Genomic DNA, 20151 nt, shown 5'->3' with positions numbered 1-20151 from the left:
GAAATACCTTTCAGTTCGTTTCTAAAATGTCCGAAGAAATATCCTACCATTCAAACCATCTGCGCACAAATCGCCGCACCCTGGGTCGGTTCCCACTTGTAATTTCAACAACTTGTAGTCAAAAACCAAAGCTACAGAGGAATTAAAGGGAAAAAGAAAGCCCCAAACGATTGTTAGGGGCTTTGATTCAAACCGGGTTACTGTTGCCGTCGTAGTCGTTCATACATGATGAAATAGGGTGTTTCAAGAAGAACCCAGCCCCAAACCATTAATTGAGATCCTATGTTGAACCGCTGCAAAAGCACGGTGTCTGGAACCACACTGCCCAAGAGAGGGGTAAAGCCAATCATGCCGGAACAAAGTCCGAGCGGGATAAGGAATCGCTTTCTTGGATTCGTCAGAATGTCAACAAAGTCCTTCTTGTACCTTGCGACTACAGTGCTTCTCAACACGACCACAAGCACAACAAGAAAGCCGGAAAAATACCACGTCGTCCAGATCTGTGTGCACAATTCGATTATGGCGCTCAGCGCGTTCGCTTCTTCCATTAGCCGAGGCAGCGTTCCCCAAAAGAAGGCGCTAACCAAAAGAATAATACTTCCACCTATCTCGAAGCGACTAATGGATGGCCTAGCCAAAATCAATATCCAGCACAGCCAAAACAGTCCATGAACCGCAATAAACCATCGAAAATCTACCTCTCGATATATCTCAAACGTAATCAGAAGATTAAACCACATATTCGCGAGCATCGGCACAAAAAAAACGCGACCCATATCTTTGTAAAGATAGAGGGCCGCACAATATCCCAAATAATAAATAACAGTTTGAAAAGCCATTAGCCTCGAGGCAGTCTACAAGATTGGGGGCCAACCACTTCCGTCATACACGTGGTTTCCCTGCAAGACATAGTTGTTAGATGTGCCGTTGTCATCAACCTTTCCAACAGTCCATTGAGCCTGAACATAGTCCCAGTCTCCACCATCAGCATCATCGTAGATTGCAGATAGATCGGTTTTGCTAAGCTCAACAGCGGCAGAAGTACCGGTAACTGATGCAGAGTAAGGGTGGCTCTTTGTAACACCGTTCTTGCTAGAAATAAAGTCCAGGCTGTTTGTCGTTCCGGCTTCAACGAACGTTAGTTTGAATGTTGCGTTTGTCCCGGCGTCGACCAGCAATTTCAACGTGAAGTCGCCGGTCTGTTTGCTGCTATTGTCAAGCCGAATTGCGAAGTTCTTTGTTGCCATTATTAAGCTTCCTAAGGTGGTAACAGGTATTATTAGTCTGAGGTTTAGTTTGCAAATTCTACAGAGGTGTCCGAACCGGAGTCCAATTCGGAGTCAATTGAAGCAGCCAGCTTAAGAGCGGTCGGAAGCAGATGCTGGCTGATCAATGACCGAACTTCTCGAAGTTCCCGCTTGTCGGTGGTGCCAAACAGCTTTGACGCCTTGTTGGCAAGAGTCGCGGTGTTGGTCATTAACTCTACAACCATAGCAGAAAGCTCTTGGGACGAATAGGGCTCGCTCTGGGATGATGTTCCAGACTTCAAGGCTTCAAAATACTCGTGAAGTATGGCGTCGAGTTCGTCCCCATAGCCCATTTCACGTACCGCAACACACAACGGAAGAAAGTCATTGATGCCAAATTTTGCATACGATGCACCGGGATTAAGCTCAGACGCTAGCGTCGTTAACTTCTTTCCCATTCGCTTCGCGACTTCCGTGATAAGCTTCTTCTCAAAAAGGAAGTCGTGGAGTCTTTCTGTAATAGTCACGGTCATGTTTGGCTCCGGTGGTTTGGGCTATGATTCAAGATAAGAAGAAGATGCGTATTCAGCCAAATGGCTTGTCTCGATATGTTAAAACCGTATCCAATTATCAATTAACAACTTAACATAAACGGCGACTATTTTTGACACGCAACTTCGTAACGAGACCTCTGTAGTCAATGCGGCCGACTACAGCCCCAAGAACCTTGGCAAAGAAAAGCCCCGACACTTGCCGGGGCTTTCTGAATTTGAACTGACCAAGTAACTACCGCATCAGGATCATCTTCTTGGTATCCAAGAACGAGCCAGCCTTAAGTTGATAGATGTAAAGGCCAGTTGCGACATCGATGCCAGCGTTGGACTTGCCGTTCCAAGTCATCACATAGTGGCCAGCGTTGAACTTGCCATCGCTAACCGTTGCAACCTCTTGACCAAGCGTGTTGAACACCTTCAGCGTCAAGTTTGATGTTTCCGGCAGGTCAAACTCGATTTGCGTCGTCGGGTTAAACGGATTCGGGTAGTTCTGATACAGGCGAAAATCTCCCGGAATCGCTTTCTGGCTTCGACCTTCTCTTGTCACAGGATTGAGCAACGAGAATAAGTCACGCTCAATAGTCACAACTTCTTCCGTGGTTTCAGCACGAAGTGAGGGCGGAATCATCTGTGTAGCTGACATTCCGTCAAGGCTCCCGCCGTCGTGACCGTCCATTGAACTTTGGATTCCCAGAAGATCAGTGGCGACCTGAATTGAATCTGCGAACGTTAGTCCACTTGATAGAAGCGCTGTACATGTCTCAATTGCTGAATCAAACTCACCGCGATTCTGGAAGTAGCTTGCGCGCAAACGATCACCGAGCACCCGAGTTTCGTAGTCGTTTTCGAGTTCGATCATACTGCTTATCAGGTCAGAACCCCACGATCCACTTGCCTGCGTAAATGACTCGCAAATGACCACGTGCGCCAATGCACTCCAACGAAGGCTTGTTTCACTTGCGTTCTCCGTGACATAGCGGAACAGCTCTTGTGCCGCAAGGTAATCTTCCGCCTGTTCGTATTGAAGCGCTTCTGCAAATGTATCATACAAATCGTCTTCATCGAGATTGCCGTTGTTACGCGCAAGTGGACCATCGCCCACAGATTGCTCAATCCCACCGCCTGCTCCTCCGCACAACGTCCACGGATCTTCCATTGGCGATGAATAGTTCCAGTACGTCGTTCCACCATTTTGTGGATCGAACATACCCACTTGAGCATCGGGACTCCAATACTGCTCGGTGCAAGGATATGTTGTAGTCCCTGGGCTATTTCGAATAAAGAAACGACCGCCGCTATTTTCCTGAATCCAGTCGTTGTGACCGCCATTTGTTTCGATCTGATACTGTGGATTGGAATCCACTATTGGCAGGTTTACCGAGCCATTCATCGTCATCAGTGAGTTGCTAAAATCCGTTATGACATTACTTACACCGCTAAACGTGGTGCCTTCCGCGCCAAAAGATGGCATAGTTCCGCTGGCACAGTAAATTGTCGTCGGCCATGTTCCGGAAGAGGGTGCAAGATCTTCAAAGGTACAGCAGCGGAAGTTAGGCGTGTTCGGTGTTGAGTTAAAGTAAATTGAGTAATAATCTACACGGTCACGGAAAGTACAACCGTAAAAACTTCCAGTGACTTTCTTGATGTAAGAATTCACCCAATCGCAGTCTTCAATTGTTACAGTGTCGAAGTCCACTTTGCAGTTGTACAAGTACATTCCTGCGCACTGGCTGTCTGGGGCGACAGAATGAACAAACGAGTTCTTAACAACTTGCGATACGGTTGGGCTATTCCACAATAGCAACCCGACGCCACCCAACCTAAGACTTGAACAATCGAAATCAGTGTGATTGATCGAAACTGAAGAAGGGGTGTCGGTATAAATGCCGTAATCCTTAAAGTCCTTGAAACTTGCATAGTTTAGAACTACGCTGCCATATGAAACAATTAGTCCGTTCCACCGTGTATCCGGAACTCGAGATGCAAAAATGATCGGTTCCGAAGGCGTGCCGACTGCCGTAAGTGATCCCTCGATCCAAAGGTCTGCATACTCATCAAACTCAATCACGGTACCGGGCTCGATAACGAGATTGTATCCATCAGGAACATAGTAACCTGATGCTGAAACGCTTATGCGACCACTCCAACTCACATTGGTCGGATATTGTATGTACGGGACAGGTTGAGCGTATCGCCCGGTATGCTTGGGGCCGTTCAAAAGGCCATTCCACTGATTTTTGACTGGATTGGATTCGATCCCCAAGTCGTAGGCATGGATCGTTCCTTCGGTGTTTCCCTCGTCGACTTCTACGATCAACTCGCTGATACCGTCGCCGTTGACGTCGGCAATTGTTGGTGCGCTCTGATGACTGTAGTCTGAAACGTAATCATCCGCGATGTCCCACGTCACGTCATTGCCTTCGTTACTATTGAGCTTCAGCATGCGAATGGAGTTGTTCGTGCCCGCCCCGAACTGGCTGATTAATTCCAATGCGCCGTTTTCATTCGTTGACGAGATCGTTGGAGCGTAACCCGCTGTAGCCGTTGAGAGCGTTTGATCAAAAGACTTCGGCCATTCCAGCTGATTGTTAGCGAATTCCCAAGCTGTACCATTCCAGCGAAACCAGTGCATTCTGGTTGTCCCACCGTTCCTGGTTGGCACATAGATGTCCAGATAGTCGAGTTCTGATGGTCCATCCGCCAGCGCGAGCACATCTCCGCCGTTGATCAGATAGTCAGCTGGTACGTCATGGAACTCAAACGTACCAGTGTTTCCATCGTATAATGCAAGTTGCGTTGAGCCAATGGACCCGTCATCAAAAACAAGAAATGCTGCATCCAATATACCATCCGGAATGATGTCGCCAAGTACAGGCCCCGAATAGCCTCTACCAGTGATGCCTTCATAAACAAACTTGCCTTGGACCGGGATAACTGTTACGTCTGGAGTCGCAGTCACGTCGACAATGACCATTTCGGCTTCACCCGCTGAGGCATCAGCGTCCGGCAATAGGGCAACGATTTCATTAACTCCGTCATTGTCCATGTCTCCCAAAGCCACAGTGGTCTCGGTAATAATCTTGGAAATATTTATTGCATTTGGATTACAATAAGAAAAAACATGTTCGTGGTCAATCCAACCTGTTCCGGTCCAATTCACAGTGACGATTGAATTTGCCCATGCATTTCCCGGCGTAGGATCCGGGTCAGCATTTGTTACGCTGCCATTGAAGCTCGCTCCGACAAAGATAAGGTCTTCAATTCCGTCACCGGTAACATCACCGACGGATGGTGTTGTTAGTTTGTTGTAAGATCCCGAGACAATAGTAGGAGTAGCGCTTCCAAATTCGTATGACAACACGGCGGTTTCGTAGTGAAGACAGGTTGAAGTATGCCTACATGAACCACCGAAAATTGGACAATTACCTGTCGCGAAAGTGCTTGCCTTCCAAGCGCATACAGCAATCTCCATGTTTCCGTCTCCGTCTCCGTCAAGGACTACTGGAGAATGACTGAAAGTATAGCCTAAGTTGCGAAGGCCGGTCGGCATATCAAGAGTGTATTCCGGAGTACCGGGTGTCGCAGATTCAGGATCAAAGACCAAGATTCGGTCAGATTGGCCGTCACCTGTGTTGTTGGCGTCAGATAGTACAATGATTTCCAGACTTTCATCATCATCAAAGTTCGCCACAACTGGGCCGTGCTCATGGATGTAAGCTGGTGTTCCAGATGTCCTTGTAAAGCTAATCGGAAAGCCCGTCAATTCAGTCTGAGCTTGAGCGGAATACGCCAGCAAGACTATCGTAATCATTACAATAAGTGCTTTCATAAGTAGTTCCTTCTGCTGCTATTTGATTAGAACGAAGCGAGTTGTCATTAACAGTGATTGCGTAGATAGTGAAATTAAATACGTACCGCTTGCGAGAGCAGACGGCAGCGTCACGCTTGTGAATTCGGCTGTGAGTGGTGCTTGCACCCCCGTTTGAAACACTTGCTGTCCGAGAATGTTGTAGATTGTTAGGTTGGTCTCTCCGTGTAAATTGGATGGCAGATTGAAATAAAGTGTGCCGAGATTCGGTTGCGGATACACATGCAGACTTGGCTGTGATGTTTGCTGAGAATGTCTATCATGTACTGTCAGCGGTTCATTCGGTCCGGGGATGTGCAACATGGCAGGACCGGTCTCCTCGCCCCATACATGCCCTGGAATCCAATATCCGCCATCGCGCCACATTCCAGTGTAGTTAAAGATCCCAAAATGATCCTGTGGAATCAACACTGGTCCAAAGGCCACATTGCCGTCGAGCGTGAAACAAACGCGGTTGACGCCGTGTGGGATAGGGAGGGTTCGCCCCCACATGAATTGCAAGCTGTCGAGACCGATGGGCATTAAGTTCGAAAGTCCCACACCATATGGCGAGGGATCGATGACAGTCTCGATCACTATACCTGAGCCGCGTGGATCAAAACGGTAATACAAGCCGTGTTCATCCGTGTAAATGATGTAGTGAAATTGGCCATAGCGATCAATTGTGAATGCTTGCGGCCCGAAACCCGGACTGTGAGAGATAAGCGTGGTTTCCTCAATGCGAGGCGGTGGCCAGAGACGTGTTGTCTTGAGCGTGTCGAGGTTACTATCCTCTTTCCGGTAGGTTGCCCATACCGAGCCGTCTGGCGCAGCCGCCAATTTCATGTAGCCTGATTCCGGATGTGGATACAGGCGCTGCACCGGCTCGATCATGTTGCCATTGATATCGAAAGCGAAGTAATGCCCTCCGCAGGCCGCCCAGACCTCTCCCGTCACCGTTTCTACTAAATGGTATGTGTCCGCTTGAATACCTCCGGGTTGATTCCCCGAAACCTCATAGACATAGGGCTCCTGAAGGAATTCACCTTCAGTGGAAAGGCGGACATAAATCAATTGCACCGTGCTTTGTTCATCGCTGAATTGCCGGTACCAAACTACATGAATTCTATCCAAATGATCGATCAGCGCAGAGAATCCTGCGTACTCTGTCCAATGTGTGTCCGGCACGAGTTCAACGGGTTCCTGAAGCAGTCGGCCCCAGTTATCGTAGCGGCAGTAGTACATGGAGTTTGGTTGTCTGCCGATCGGCAGCATTCCAAATGCATGCAGTCGGTGGAGACTATCCACTACAATCTGTGATCCCACTTGGGCAGGGAGCACAATTGGCGTCTGCCAATCCTGCGCGCTCGTTTGTATGGCACACAACAAAACCGCGAAACCCACCCGCTTCAAAAGATTGAATGCAGATAAGATTCGCGTCATGATCAAGGCCTCCGAGCTAAGTTGTCCAACCAGTTTCCCAAGACCTGCGGCAAAGATAATGTTCCGATTCATAAGTGTCAATAGCCTATTTGATGAGTTTTAAGTTAGATTGAACAAGTGTGCGTGTGACAGAAATTGCGCACTATCGGCTAAGCGGATCTTGTGTTTGCAGACTTTGTCCGCAAAGCTACGAGTTTCGTGCAGTCAGCCTGTTTGCAAACGAAACCGAATTTGACCTCGTTTTCGCGCACACAGAGTACGTTTGTCACAAATTTATGCGTTACGATGTGAAATAGCAACATGAAGCCGATGCATGCGTAATAAGCTGTAAATGTTAGCCTTGCTTGAGGTAAAAAGACAGGTACTGACCTGTCTTTCAGACATAGTATTCAAGATTCGCAATCAGGCAATCATCGTGTACGTCGTCAGATCCAAAGTCACCTGACTCGGAACCTGTTCATGATTCACAAACCGCTTCACAAGATTGCACACTACAGAAGCTGCCATCAACGGCGTGTAGCAAATCGTGCGTGCGGTGCAAGGTTCTTGATAAGCTTGTTCGTCAGGCACAATTGTTTGCGAGTAACGTACGCGGTCTTCTCGAATCTGCGGTCGAACAGTATGGACGACAAGTGTCTCGAGTCCCATACGAGCATCAACATATAGCTGAACCTGTGGTTGATCCCGAATCGCCTTCCAAATCGCCTCGCGTGACTTCATGGAATCCACGGCGCTGATGACTATTCCAGTATGCTGCCGACCATCGTATTGCATGCCAATTGTGTTTAGCAGCAGTCCCGTTTGATTCTCGACAAGAACCGAAAACGCATCCGCTTTCAAAAGACCAACATCAGACATCCCATATGCCTGATTGCTGACATTGTGAATATCTACGATGTCCGCATCGAAGGTAGTCAAACTGACCACCCCCATCTTGGCAAGATACAACCCCGTGACGCTGCCAATGGAACCCAGACCAATCAACGTTATAGACAGATTTGCCAATCTGTCCGCATCGACAACATCTTGCTGTCTTAGAAATCGCATGTCGTTCATGTTGTCTCCTAAAATGGTTCAAGTTCATCGCGGTCCAAACCCAGCCAATTCAATTCATCGTCGAGTTCGTCCATCGTCAGTGCGCCACGTTCCTTTGCGTCCCGCAAGCTCGCAGGCCCGTAGTCACGATTCCTTGGAACGAAGGCTACCTCCTGCACTTTAGCTTTGAACTCCGAAAAGCATGCTTCAGCAAGACCGTCCACCAGTGGAAACTTAGTCTCCCATACGACATCGGGGAGGAACATGTGACTCGGATGATACTGGTCCAGACGCATGATGGCGTCCCGACGCTTGTTGACGACCAGAGATAGAAGCCATTCGCTGTTGGCAAGTCCGCTGATACACGATTCATCCTGGCCCGACCAGAAAACCTGCATTCCACCGTGGGAATGTGCCCAGCATCTAAGCTTGCGCGAGTCAATGCCTTTGGATTCAAGTTCTGTGATCAATCTAGCGATGTCATCAACATGCATGTCAGTTTCGTCATAGGAACAGTTCTGCTTGACAAGAAAGAAGTCCGTGACGACCAATGTCGTAATGCGCATGGAGTCAGCATTCACAACCTCGTCAACAAGACCAAGACAAGAAACTTCACCCTTTGCCATGTCTGTCCAGAGCCAAAGCTTCTGCATCGCAGTTGCTTCCACTTGAATCTTGATGCCACAATCAACCGGCTGTCTCTGCGTCCTCTGCAAGTTCTGCATCGGCATCCTCCTCTTCGTTTTCTTCTTGTGGGCGGTTTGGACAACTGTCTTCATCGTGATCATCGTACTGATTGCAGTGTGGGCACCACCAACATGATTCACAGTCGCTGATGTCATGGCCATAGTCGTCGCACCAACTGCAATAGGGCTCGTCGTCTTCATCTTCAACCCAGTTAGGATCCCACTTCTCGATTTTTTGAAATGGATCACTGCTGTTGTAGCTGTGTAGGAATTGATGAACGAGTTGTAGCAATCCATGTAGATCGAGTTCACCTGCAAGGCGAGGTACGAGATGTCCGATGTTGCCCCAGCAGATGTTACTAGGATCATCCGCGACATGCGGATGCACGTACCCGTTGCATTCGGTGCCACCGCTGATCAGCACTTTGCCAGTATCAAGCCGAACTTCAACGACATATGGTTCAAAATCGTAACGTCCACCATCATGTTCCAAGACAATTGGATACGTCGTTGCGATGACTGAAGAGTCATCCAACTTGATTGACTCGTAACAACTGGGAACCAATTTCATCATCTCGACGAAAGTCCGCGTTGCCTTGGCTTTGATCAATTCAGGTGCTCTGCTGAACATCTTTAGAATCTCGTTGTCGCCTTCGATCTTTCGGGATAACGTCATAACTTGCATGCACAGTCGTTCCAATTCATACTTATCATCGCGCAATGTTCGTGCAAGTTCCTGCTTACGTTCGGCAGCAACGGACAGCGTTGTTTCGATCAATGCCTGTCGCTGACCGTTTCGAAAGACACGGCACATTCTTGGCAGATGCGCGTCGAGAATGTTCGAAGTGACATCCAGTCTAGGCGCACCGTATAGAACTAACCACATGGACGACACCTTGCCGACGATGACGGATTCCATCACAAGTGGATCCCCGAACATGTCTTTGCAGAACTGCGAGTCCTTTTCGGCATTGACAAACACGGCAATCCCGACTTCGTGCCATTGCGCTACGTCGGCCTCCTTGGTCATCAGCGTAATTGGTGTGTTCCACTTCTGTGCATAGAAGTCGCACAGCGTTCGAATCTGTTGTTCAATCATGTTTGTTCCTCCGGAGGAAAGAGGGCCATGACCACGTGGATCACAGCCCTCTTGTATGCCCGAGACTACTCAGGAATGGTCGTCTGAAGCACCCTCCTAGATGCCCCCTTTGACCTGTGGGACCAGCGTCAGAACGGCACCGTCCACGACGATGTCCGTATCGAAACACGGGCTGCCGTTCAAGTGCCGAGTGTAGCTGGAGTCCTTGGGGAAACCGGCTTCGGCGATGGCTTGTTCGACCGTGGTTCCTTCGTTGACATTGATTTCTTTGGCCGACCGGCCAAGACACAATACCTTCACGCGCATGAGATGTGTTCTCCTTTGATTGATTCCAAACGAAAAAGCCCCACAATGTTGTGGGGCATGGCCTGTATGAAATTGTGCGTTGACTTCAGATGTCAATCATCAGAAAGTCTCGGCAGCTCTTTAACGGCACTTCTTAGGTGTGCAGGAGCGAGATGTGCATACTTCATAGTCATTTCGATGCTTGCATGACCAAGCAATTTGGAAACTGTCTCCAAACCTTGGCCCTTCATAACCAAATGTGATGCGAATGTGTGCCGCCATTGATGAACATCACCGGTTAGACCAAGATGCCTTAGCGCCCGCTTCAGTTCTACGTAAATCTTGTCGGGGTGTACAAATCCTCCGTCTGCACCACAAAACACGCGATTGTGATTCTTAACGTGATTTTGCGCCTTTAGGATTTCAACAGCTCGGTCATTCAGTGGAACAATTCGCCTACTTACCGTTTTAGTTACCCAATCTTCCTTTGCCTGGACCGTGATCGTTGGCTGATCGTCAGAAAGATTCACGTCCTTCCAAGTAAGGTGAATCAGCTCCCCTTTGCGTAATCCAGTCAAATACAGGAATTCAAAAATAGGTCGCCAGTGCGACCTTACTGTGGCAAGTATTTTTCTAACCTCGTCTTCGCTCCAAAATTGCACCGACTCTGCTTTCTTTGTTTCACGAAAGGGCTTGATACGTTGTGCCGGGTTATCTGCAACGAAGCCTTCCTCTACGGCATATTTGAACAACATCTTCAGGAAGTGTAGTTCGGCATTCAGTGTGCGAGCTTCTTGTCCGGCTTTTGATAGCGCGCTTAAAAGTTCTTCGAGGTACACGCGTTGTACTTCACTCGCGCGATGGACTTTCTTGAAGTTTGCGGCCATGAAGTCTTGAAAGTGCCCAGCAAAGACCCGATATCGCTTAATTGTCCTGACAGCATTTCTACCTTCTCTGCCGCGAAAAAATGACTCGATCAGATCATCAAGTCCCACCTCTGACCGCAACACATTCGGTTCGCCAACAAAGCGAGCCATCATCTGATCATAGATATCCTTCGCCTTCTTGTGGGCATCTGATTTTCGCGACCCCACTGCTAGGCGCTTGCGGGTATCTGTCAGGATATCAACGTAGTCTAAGAAGTACGTGATTTTCCCGCTTAGCAGCGTCCGGCTACGGACATTTGGCATAGTTGGCTTTTTCATTCGGGGTCACCTAGCAGATGATTTGATTGTGGCACATTTCTGGCACATCTCCCCAAAATATAAAACCCACAAGCCATAAAATCAATAGCTTGTGGGTTTCTTGCGGAGAGAGGGGGATTCGAACCCCCGATACATTTTCATGTATGCACGCCTTCCAAGCGTGTGCCTTCAACCACTCGGCCACCTCTCCCTGTGTAGACGCTGGACCCAATGCCGCGACTCAATCTCGATTTGCGCTCGAAATTCTGCGCGGGTCACATAACTATTTCTTGCGCGCCCAGATTTTTGCGATATACGGAATCACATCCGGGGTTTTGCAATCGGTCTCACCGTGATCGACGTCGACTTTGCCGATGCGTTTCGCGGCGGCTTCGGCCAACTTGCGCAGCTTCTCGTTGCGCGCACCGATGCAAATCACCGTCATGTTCATCGCATGACGTGTGTAGTTCTTTTCGGAGTGTATCTCCTTCTCGATGCGCTTCAAATGTTTTTCGAAATACGCATCGGAGAAATCCGACTTCGGATCAAATGCCAATCCACCTATCAAATTCCAACCTGTGCGGCTAATCCACTCGGATTTGGAATCGATCCACTCTTCTGCCTTCTTTTGCGCGAACTTTGTCTTGCCGATTAGACCCGACAGCATGTCACAACTGCCGTACCAATTCTGATCCTTGACCATCGCATCGAGTTCCTTTTCCGTGAACTGCGCAGGATCGGCAATTTTCACGGCTAAGTTGCGTGCGTCCGCATTCTTGGTGGCCCACAGAGCTTTTGCCAACTCGTGGTTGGTTTTGATCTGCTTTTGAAGCTGGCCAAGATTCGCGAAACTTACGCCGAACACCGGCTCGGGCATGCCGTGGCGCTTATAAATCTTGACATTTTGCGCCGTGCCCATCTTCTTCATTTCAGCGAGCACTTTTTCGACGGTCCAATCGGAAGCGGGACTTTTCTTAGCAGCACTTTTGGTTGCCGCAGGCTTTGGAGATGTCTTCTTTGCCGCGTTCTTCGTCGGTGAAGACGACTTTGCTGCCGCTTTCTTTGTTGGCTTTTCCATCAAACGGCTCCCCTGTTCGCAGGCCTACTTTAGCATTCCCGGCAAACCCAAAGACCTTCTGATACTCGCGAGCTGTCCGGCATGATAGCATTCGTGAAGCAAGAAGAAAGTCACACGCTGTCCGTAGGTCTGCGGACGTTCCGGCTTGCTTTCGGGATAATGCGCGTCCCAATCGCCGGAAAAGTTCTCGACGGCTGACTTCAATTGATCAAAAGTTTCGTTCTCAAGTCTTTTCAGATCGTCAAACGATAGAGCCTGCGATTTATCTGCGTTGTCCCACGGACCGTTGTAGACGTTCGCCTGCTTTTCATTCCAAGGATGCTTTAGATCAAAAACTCTGAAGAGCGGCATTCGCGTCGCGATGATGTGCCCGAGCACACGGTTAAACGGATTGCCCGACGGTTTCGGTTCTTGATTTGCCATTTCTTCCGATATGCCGTCGTAGTTCACCGTGATCACGAAATGCGCAAAGTTCAATTGTGCAATCAGATCTTGTGTGGTCATAGAATGTCGTCCGAATACTCTCTGTGCTTAGTCGCGCCACCAGAATTCTTGCTCGGGCAACAAATCGAGATCGACCAACTGCCCCGGGCGCGGCGTGACGATTTCTACTCCTGCACTATCCGCCGCACGCACCAGCCTTTCGGGAGGTTCATTCCAAGCATGGAGTGCAAGATTGAAAGTTCCCCAGTGAATCGGTAGCATGATTTCAGCGGACACATCTTGATGCGCCTGTACCGCTTGTTCCGGCCACATATGCAGCGTCGGCCAGTATTTCTCACTGTAAGCGGACATTTCAATCATCGAAAGGTCAAACGGTCCGTACTGCGCTCCGATTTCCCGAAAACCGCCGTGGTAGCCGCTGTCGCCGCTGAAGTAGATTGAATGCGAAGGCGACTTAATTACCCACGACGACCACAACGTTTGATTGCGCGTAATGGCGCGGCCTGAGAAATGCCGCGCGGGTGTGCTAATCAGCGTCAGACGGTCAACGGCGAATGTTGAGGAATCTCCCCAATCATGCTCGTGAATTCTTTCCGGCTTAATTCCCCAAAATTCCAAATGCGCGCCGACGCCGAGCGGAACATAGAACGGGGTTGAGAAATCCGCGAGTCTTTCGATCGTCTTCAAATCGAGATGATCAAAGTGATCATGCGAGAGGATGACGGCATCAAGTGTTTCAAAGATCTCGTCCGGCACTTTTACCTCGTGAAACCTCTTCGGGCCGAACAAAGAGGACGGTGAACAACGCGGGCTGAGCATGGGATCCGTCAGCAAGCGGACTCCGTCGATATCCAAGAGCACGGTCGAATGACCGATCCAAGCGAAGCGAATTCCGTCTGATTTCTTTTGCGACAGCGCCTGCAAATCCAACGCGACGGTTTGAATTTGCTTTTTCGGTTCGCGCTGCTCGCCGCCGAACAAGTAATCCTTCATCATGGCGAGATACGGCCCCATGTCATTTGGGCCGTATTCACTGGGATTTTGCAGCGCCTTGCCGTCGTAGAGCTTCGATGCTTTCAACTTGGCGAGTCTTGCGCCGGACGGCTTTGCTCCAAACTGTCGAAACATATCAGTGCTGAAAAAGGCCAGTGCGAAAAGCAGGAAGGCCGCGCTGACAAAAACCCACAGAAAATATTTTAGGATTCTGCGCACTGTGCTCTTGCGTCGTCATGATCAGTAAAGCTTCTCGCTGTTGGCGCACATCTCGACATATTTCTCAATCCGTCGCTGACGCGTGTTCGCGCGTTTCGCGATTTGAATCCGCACGAGAATCGCGTAACGGTTTTGTGAACTCAGCGTTTTGTAAAACGCGAATGCGCCTTTTTTGCGCTTGATAGCTTTCAAGAAATCTTCCGGTTCGACAATCGTGCGTGACGAATCGTAGGCGTTGTCCCAGCGTCCGTCGGCTTTCGCGGCTTCGACTTGTGCCAGACCCGCGGGTTTCATCCTGCCTTCTTTGGCGAGCCTTTCAATGTGGTCGCAATTGATTTTCGACCAGATGCTTCGCTTGCGGCGCGGTGTATACTTCTGAATGTACGACAAGTCGTTTTCGCGTCTTGCAAGTCCGTCGATCCATCCAAAACAAAGAGCGATATCGAGAGCTTCCGCGCGTGTGACCGACTTAACGCGCGAGTCTTTCTTGTACATTCGCAACCAGATGCCGTCAACCTTGTCGTGGTATTTCGCGTACCACTTTTCGAGTTGTTTGGCAGTTGAAAACTCGACGATGTCGTAGTCTGTCGATTTCTTTTCCGGCATCGCGAATGAAATTTGGCGACTCTGCCCCGGCCTGTTGTTGACCGGGGCAGAGCCTCAGCGGAGAGAGAGGGATTCGAACCCCCGGTACCGACAAGCGGTACAACGGCTTTCGAGGCCGCCGCATTCGACCACTCTGCCATCTCTCCCAGCGTGGACGCTGGACCCATTGTGCAGGCGCAGGGTCCAACTATTTTGTGTGGCACAAGACTGTGCCCAAGAAACTCTAATCGGCTTTCAGAAGTTTGGAGACTTCTTTCGTGAACACTTTTCCGAAAACCTGCATCGTTCGCATCAACTGTCCCATGTCCGGGAAATCACCGCCGTCAAGCAACTCTGCGTCGAAGGCCGTGTCCAACACGCCTTTGCCGTCGCTCGCCGCGATAACTTTGGCACTGACGATTTGATTGCCTTCCTGTTCGGCACGCATCGCATGTGGAATCACATAGTCGCCGCTCACGGGCCGGAAATCGGAGAACTCCATGTGCACAGGCTTGCCGTCGAGCGTGGTTTCCGATTGCACGAGTACAAAGTGTTCCTTGTCGTACCAACTGCGCATCGTGATTTCGGTACCGTCCGATTCTTTCAGCGGCGTCGTGACTACCCAGCAATCGTGGCCATTCAGTCTGCCTTCGCCTTCGAGTTCGGAACCGTATGCCGGTTCTTCCCAATAGAGATAGCCGCGCACGCGGTTGTCGACGTCGCTGTGCTGCACCTTGACTTTCATGCCGAGCATTTGCGTCCATGTCTGTGTACCGTCGAACAGTACGGTCACCGGAAATCCTTCTTCGACGTCTTCACTCTTTACGACTGCGTCCGCGCGCCATTTGTTTCCGCGCATGGAATAGGTCGCGTCCACGGTGAAGCTGTCGTGTCCGGGCTGGGTGATATCACCGTGCACGGTCAACGCCAGTCCGTTCATCGCAAAAAGGTGCGACTCGTGATAGGTTTTCGCGTCGCGTTTGAAATCTTCGATATCGTACGCAAAAGATGTGCTGCAAAGAACAACTGCGAGAATCCAAACCAACTTATTCATACCCCACCCCGCTCAATCTAAACGCACTAGCGTCATTGGGTCCAGCGTCAACGCTGGTACTTCTTTTGCATCTCTTCGGCTTGTTTCATCAGCTTTTCGAGATCCATGTTCATTTCGCCGCCGCCGAGAGTCGCCGCGTCAAACAGACTTTCGTCCACGCCCTTGTTAAGCTCGACGTTTGTGATCTTCACATCGGCGGTTTTTTCATCGTCGCTGTAAACCACCGCGCTGTAAGGAAGCACGTATCCGTCGGCGACGGGTTTGAAATCGTCAAAGAGAGTCTTGACGAGCTTGCCGCCCATTTTCGACTCGGACTTGACGTTGACGTAGTAGTCTTTGTCAAGCCAAATTGTCGTTTCGCTTTCCGTCTGGTCGATCTTGGGATAAACGACGACGTAGCAGTCGCGGCCGTTGACGGTTTCTTCACCTGTGACTTCGGAACCCGCGGGCGGCTCCGTCCAGTATTGTGAAAATGAAAGCTGCTCGGTGGCTTGGTCTTTCGGCATTTTCATTTTCATGCCCATGACCGAGGTCCAAATGTCTTGACCGTCGAAGAGCACGGTGGTTTCCATACCGCCGCCGGCAGGCATCGCTTGGCCGTTCATCGTCACCTGACCTTCGGGGACCGTCATCGTCGCGTCCATGCGCCACTTGTCGCCTTTGCGAATCATCTTGGACGTCATGCCCATGCCTTCACCCGCAGGACCGCTGAACGTGCCCGTGTATTCGAGCGTCATGTCGTCAATCTTGGCCAGCTTGCCGTCGTGAAACTCATTCGCGTTCTTGAGCAGCGTTTCGAGGTCCATCGCATTTGCGAACGACGCAATGCACAGCACGGCCAAAATTGAAAGAGCGAAAAACTTCTTCATAACTTCTCCTCAGTTTACAGTCGTCAACCGACTTTCACTACGAGATATTCCTTCTTCCCCTTGCGCAGCACAAACAGCTCGCCGTCAATCGCTTGATCGGCATTGACTGTGTGCGCGGAATCGGAAATGCGAACGTTGTTGACGTAGACGCCGCCGGAATCGATCATGCGGCGGGCTTCGCCTTTGGATTTGAACAGACCGGATTCAACGATCAGATCGACGACGTTCTTGCCGGAAGAAATTTCAGCTTTGGCAATCGTGTGTGAAGGAACATCCGCAAAAATTCCCACAACGTCTTTTGCCGACAACCCATCCAGATCACCTCCGAACAGAACTTTCGCTGCGCGTTCGGCAGCCAGTACTCCGGCGTCGCCATGCACGAGTTTTGTGACTTCGCGCGCGAGAATGGTCTGCGCTTCGCGCTTTTCTGGGCTGGCTTCCGTGACGTGCGCAAGGTCTTCAATCACATCGCGCGTCAGGAAGGTAAACGTTTTCAAATAGCGGTCGACGTCGCGGTCGTCGCTGTTGTACCAATATTGGTAAAATTGGTACGGCGACGTCATCTCAGAGTCGAGCCAGATATTTCCGCCCTCGCTCTTGCCGAATTTTTGCCCGCTCGCCGTGGTCAAAAGCGGGAAGACCATCGCGTGCGCTTTGCCCTGCCGTTTGCGGCGAATCAGATCCGCACCCGCCGTTATGTTGCCCCACTGGTCACTGCCGCCGATTTGCAGCGTGCAGTTGTGACGGTCGAAGAGTTCGAGAAAGTCGTACGCCTGCATCAAGCTGTACGTGAACTCGGTATAAGAAATCCCGTCTTCGCTCTCTAACCTGCGGCGCACGGATTCCTTTTGCATCATCACATTGACGGAAAAATTCTTGCCGATTTCGCGCAGAAACTCGACCATCGTGACTTTGTTGAGCCACTCGGCATTGTTGACGAACTTCGCGGGATTGCTCCCAGAGTCGAAATCGAGAAAGAACTTAAGCTGCTTCTCCATCCCCGCGAGATTCTCTTCGATCTGCTTAATGGATTGCAGATTACGCTCGGCAGATTTTCCCGACGGATCGCCGATCATGCCCGTTCCGCCACCAGCCAAGACTATCGGCGTGTGACCAAAAAGCTGACAGCGGCGCAACTGCAACAGCGGAACCAAACTTCCGACGTGCAGACTTTTCGCCGTCGGATCAAAACCGGAATAGACGACTAACGGAGTCTTAACCGCTTCGGCAGCTTCGGCAGTCGAATCGTAGACTAAACCGCGCCAACTGAATTCTTCAAAGAGCGTCACGAACGATTATCCTCGCGGCGTCGGAGTCGTGCGCAATTTTCTGGTGCGCATTGCGCGCACGCGGCTTCCCGTGTGCAAGGCTTCGAGCGCGGCCATTGCCGTCATTTCCGTCACGCTGAGCCTGCGGTGAAGACTCGGCACATAGAGGTTTGATGACGCATCATTCCACCACTTGGTCTCTTCGTCTTGACGCATAAGCAGATGCGTTCTGGCCGAAGCAAGTTCGACCGCGAACTTCGCCGGCCGCAAACTCAATCCGCGTACAGCCATCGCCGTGTGCCACGACGTCAACCCCACGTCGCCCATAAATCCGCCAAGTTCATGCTGCTGAGTGGAAATCCACTCCAGCGATTTTTCAACATGCTTGCGCATGCCGCCGAACGCATCGAGTGCTTCCGCCGCAAGTACCGTCGTGTATAGCCGCGACTTCATTGTCGAAGCGGGAAACGAACCGTCGGGCAATTGCTCGCGCGTGATGAAATTCACAGCTTTGATCATCGCGGGCAGCGCACTGAATTCGCCGCATTCGCATAGAGCCAACAGCGCCGCAGAGGTGACGTCCAAACTCGCACGGTTTTTCGCGCCGCGATAGGCGAACCATGATTTCTTGGGCAACGCGGAAAAACTTCCGTCTGAGTGCTGCACGGAAATCAAGAATTCCGCCGCACGCCTGCGCACCCAACGTGTCTCAAGCGGCTCGTCTCCAAAGAGCGCGAGCGCGTCCAGCGCCATCGCTGTGGTCATCACGTCAACGGGTTGCCCGCTGCCGGTGCTCCAACCGCCGCTAACATCCTGATGATGCAGCAAAAGCATGGCAGACGGCGCGACTTCACTGTTTTCTGCTCCAGCCAAAATCAAAGAGCGTACGGTCGTCGCATGCAGCACATTCGACACGTCAGCGGGAGCTTGCAAAAGGTCCTTGCCGTCCCACTGCTGCAAAACGCGCATGAATCTGAACCCACGTTCGAACAAACTGTCCGAAGCAGGCACGCCCGCATGCCGCAGCGCAGCCATCGCAAGCGCCGTCGTGCGCACATTGCCGTCCCATGAGCCGTCGGTTTGTTGACGGCGGATTAACGCCGACATGCGTCCGTTGTCGCGGCCTTGGTCGTTCATCAAGAGATGCGCGGCCAATTTTCGCGACGTGTTCTTTCCGCGAAAACTCCAATCGATTGCGATGTTCAGCGCGGGTTTCAGCAAATAACGGAATCGAATCGGAGCGCCGAGTCCCGTCGTGTGTCCCAAGAGCAAGAGTGTTTCCGCGCGCAAATGTCGGCGGTGCGGATGCTCTTCGAGCCACGTCACAGCCTTGTTCATTGCCGGACGGGCTTCAGGACGGTTTGACTGAGAAAGAGCTTGCACGATTTCCAAAGTCAACGAAATATCGTTGCGCCAGCTTCCGTTTTTCTCTTGCTCGGAAAGAATCGGACGCACGAGCGGAGCGACGTCGTCGTTCGGCAGCTTGCCCAGCAGCGTCCCCATCAAGAGCGCGAGCGCATTGCGTTCCGCGCAAGGTCTGACCGCGACGGGCCAAACGGGAATGCTGCTTTCAGCGCGCTGCGAAATGCGGGCGCGCAGTTGCTCAAGTTGTTGAGTCGTCAGACTGGCCAAGTTTTTTCTCGTCTCTTTTGCGGGCGAAGAAAGCGGAGAGAAGTTCGGAGCATTCTTTTTCGCGGACTTTGCGCACGAGATGGGCGCGATGATTCAGCCGCGGGTCGGAAAGCAAGGTGTAGAGTGTGTCGCAGGCACCGGCTTTGGCATCGGGCGCGCCATACACTATATAAGGAATGCGGGCCAGCACGATGGCTCCGGCGCACATCGCGCACGGCTCGAGCGTGACATACAGGGTACAATCTAACAAACGGCGGCTGCCGAGTGCTTCAGCCGCCGCCGTAATCGCAATCATTTCCGCGTGCGCGGTCGGGTCCTGGTGGCTTTCAGTGAGGTTGTGACCCCTCCCGATCACCGTTCCGTTATGGACAATCACGCAGCCGATGGGAACTTCATCTCGTTCGGCAGCTTTTTCGGCCTCCGCCAGCGCCGCTCCCATCCAGCGGTCATGGTCAGGTTTTCCAAAGGATTCGAGGAGGTTGTTCATCAAGATTCAAGCGGATTTGCCGCCCGATTCATCCTTCATCCTTTATCCTTCATCCTTTGACTTCGTACGCCCGTAGGGATTCGAACCCCAAACCTTCTGGTCCGTAGCCAGACGCTCTATCCAGTTGAGCTACGGGCGCGCA

19 protein-coding genes and 3 tRNA genes are annotated in these 20151 nt (G+C 51.0%); all 22 read right to left on the bottom strand.

The features are described from left to right. Window positions 1-197 precede the first annotated feature (197 nt). The 22 genes from H6507_10925 to H6507_10820 all read right to left on the bottom strand — a co-directional run bounded on the left by H6507_10925 (window position 198) and on the right by H6507_10820 (window position 20148). Window positions 198-839 (bottom strand): hypothetical protein, encoded by a 642-nt coding sequence (locus H6507_10925; protein ID MCB9369609.1) that lies wholly within the window; start codon window positions 837-839, stop codon window positions 198-200. A gap of 15 nt (window positions 840-854) precedes the next feature. Next, the gene (locus H6507_10920; protein ID MCB9369608.1) at window positions 855-1247 is read right to left on the bottom strand and encodes a hypothetical protein; all 393 of its coding nucleotides are present in this window, start codon (window positions 1245-1247) and stop codon (window positions 855-857) included. 44 nt (window positions 1248-1291) lie between these two features. Further along, window positions 1292-1780, bottom strand: coding sequence for a hypothetical protein (locus H6507_10915; GenBank protein MCB9369607.1), 489 nt, complete (start codon window positions 1778-1780; stop codon window positions 1292-1294). A 253-nt stretch (window positions 1781-2033) separates the two neighbouring features. Then, complete coding sequence (locus tag H6507_10910; GenBank protein ID MCB9369606.1) at window positions 2034-5630, bottom strand: T9SS type A sorting domain-containing protein; 3597 nt, start codon at window positions 5628-5630, stop codon at window positions 2034-2036. Between the two features lie 18 nt (window positions 5631-5648). Then, on the bottom strand, window positions 5649-7091 hold the full coding sequence (locus H6507_10905; GenBank protein ID MCB9369605.1) for a T9SS type A sorting domain-containing protein: 1443 nt from the start codon (window positions 7089-7091) through the stop codon (window positions 5649-5651). Between the two features lie 402 nt (window positions 7092-7493). Beyond that, complete coding sequence (locus H6507_10900) at window positions 7494-8147, bottom strand: ThiF family adenylyltransferase (protein MCB9369604.1); 654 nt, start codon at window positions 8145-8147, stop codon at window positions 7494-7496. A gap of 8 nt (window positions 8148-8155) precedes the next feature. Beyond that, a complete protein-coding gene (locus H6507_10895; protein ID MCB9369603.1) occupies window positions 8156-8779 on the bottom strand; it encodes a hypothetical protein in 624 nt (207 codons plus the stop codon). A gap of 34 nt (window positions 8780-8813) precedes the next feature. Beyond that, complete coding sequence (locus H6507_10890; GenBank protein ID MCB9369602.1) at window positions 8814-9911, bottom strand: hypothetical protein; 1098 nt, start codon at window positions 9909-9911, stop codon at window positions 8814-8816. 96 nt (window positions 9912-10007) lie between these two features. Further along, window positions 10008-10217 carry a hypothetical protein gene (locus H6507_10885; protein MCB9369601.1) on the bottom strand — a complete coding sequence of 70 codons (210 nt, stop codon included), beginning with the start codon at window positions 10215-10217 and terminating at the stop codon, window positions 10008-10010. 92 nt (window positions 10218-10309) lie between these two features. Further along, a complete protein-coding gene (locus tag H6507_10880; GenBank protein ID MCB9369600.1) occupies window positions 10310-11401 on the bottom strand; it encodes a site-specific integrase in 1092 nt (363 codons plus the stop codon). 103 nt (window positions 11402-11504) lie between these two features. Next, window positions 11505-11591: transfer RNA gene (locus H6507_10875), tRNA-Ser, on the bottom strand. A 72-nt stretch (window positions 11592-11663) separates the two neighbouring features. Next, window positions 11664-12458 carry a DNA alkylation repair protein gene (locus tag H6507_10870; GenBank protein MCB9369599.1) on the bottom strand — a complete coding sequence of 265 codons (795 nt, stop codon included), beginning with the start codon at window positions 12456-12458 and terminating at the stop codon, window positions 11664-11666. Window positions 12459-12482: 24 nt separating this feature from the next. Beyond that, the gene (locus tag H6507_10865; GenBank protein ID MCB9369598.1) at window positions 12483-12962 is read right to left on the bottom strand and encodes a DinB family protein; all 480 of its coding nucleotides are present in this window, start codon (window positions 12960-12962) and stop codon (window positions 12483-12485) included. A 27-nt stretch (window positions 12963-12989) separates the two neighbouring features. Then, on the bottom strand, window positions 12990-14114 hold the full coding sequence (locus H6507_10860; protein MCB9369597.1) for an MBL fold metallo-hydrolase: 1125 nt from the start codon (window positions 14112-14114) through the stop codon (window positions 12990-12992). 21 nt (window positions 14115-14135) lie between these two features. Continuing rightward, window positions 14136-14720, bottom strand: coding sequence for a YdeI/OmpD-associated family protein (locus H6507_10855; GenBank protein MCB9369596.1), 585 nt, complete (start codon window positions 14718-14720; stop codon window positions 14136-14138). A gap of 58 nt (window positions 14721-14778) precedes the next feature. Continuing rightward, window positions 14779-14866: transfer RNA gene (locus tag H6507_10850), tRNA-Ser, on the bottom strand. A gap of 77 nt (window positions 14867-14943) precedes the next feature. Beyond that, window positions 14944-15753 (bottom strand): hypothetical protein, encoded by an 810-nt coding sequence (locus tag H6507_10845; GenBank protein MCB9369595.1) that lies wholly within the window; start codon window positions 15751-15753, stop codon window positions 14944-14946. 47 nt (window positions 15754-15800) lie between these two features. Continuing rightward, complete coding sequence (locus H6507_10840) at window positions 15801-16622, bottom strand: outer membrane lipoprotein-sorting protein (GenBank protein MCB9369594.1); 822 nt, start codon at window positions 16620-16622, stop codon at window positions 15801-15803. Between the two features lie 23 nt (window positions 16623-16645). Next, window positions 16646-17911, bottom strand: a complete 1266-nt coding sequence (locus H6507_10835) for a tyrosine--tRNA ligase (protein MCB9369593.1) — start codon at window positions 17909-17911, stop codon at window positions 16646-16648. A gap of 6 nt (window positions 17912-17917) precedes the next feature. Then, complete coding sequence (locus H6507_10830; GenBank protein ID MCB9369592.1) at window positions 17918-19522, bottom strand: terpene cyclase/mutase family protein; 1605 nt, start codon at window positions 19520-19522, stop codon at window positions 17918-17920. Then, entirely contained in the window at window positions 19494-20009 is a 516-nt protein-coding gene (locus H6507_10825; GenBank protein ID MCB9369591.1) for a nucleoside deaminase, read from the bottom strand. Before H6507_10825 ends, H6507_10830 begins: the two co-directional genes overlap by 29 nt. 65 nt (window positions 20010-20074) lie before the next feature. Beyond that, window positions 20075-20148, bottom strand: a tRNA-Arg gene (locus H6507_10820). Window positions 20149-20151 lie beyond the last annotated feature (3 nt).

It is taken from the genome of Calditrichota bacterium (genome assembly GCA_020637445.1).
In the GTDB taxonomy this organism is placed as follows: domain Bacteria; phylum Electryoneota; class RPQS01; order RPQS01; family RPQS01; genus JABWCQ01.
This window is presented reverse-complemented; position numbering and strand designations above follow the sequence as displayed.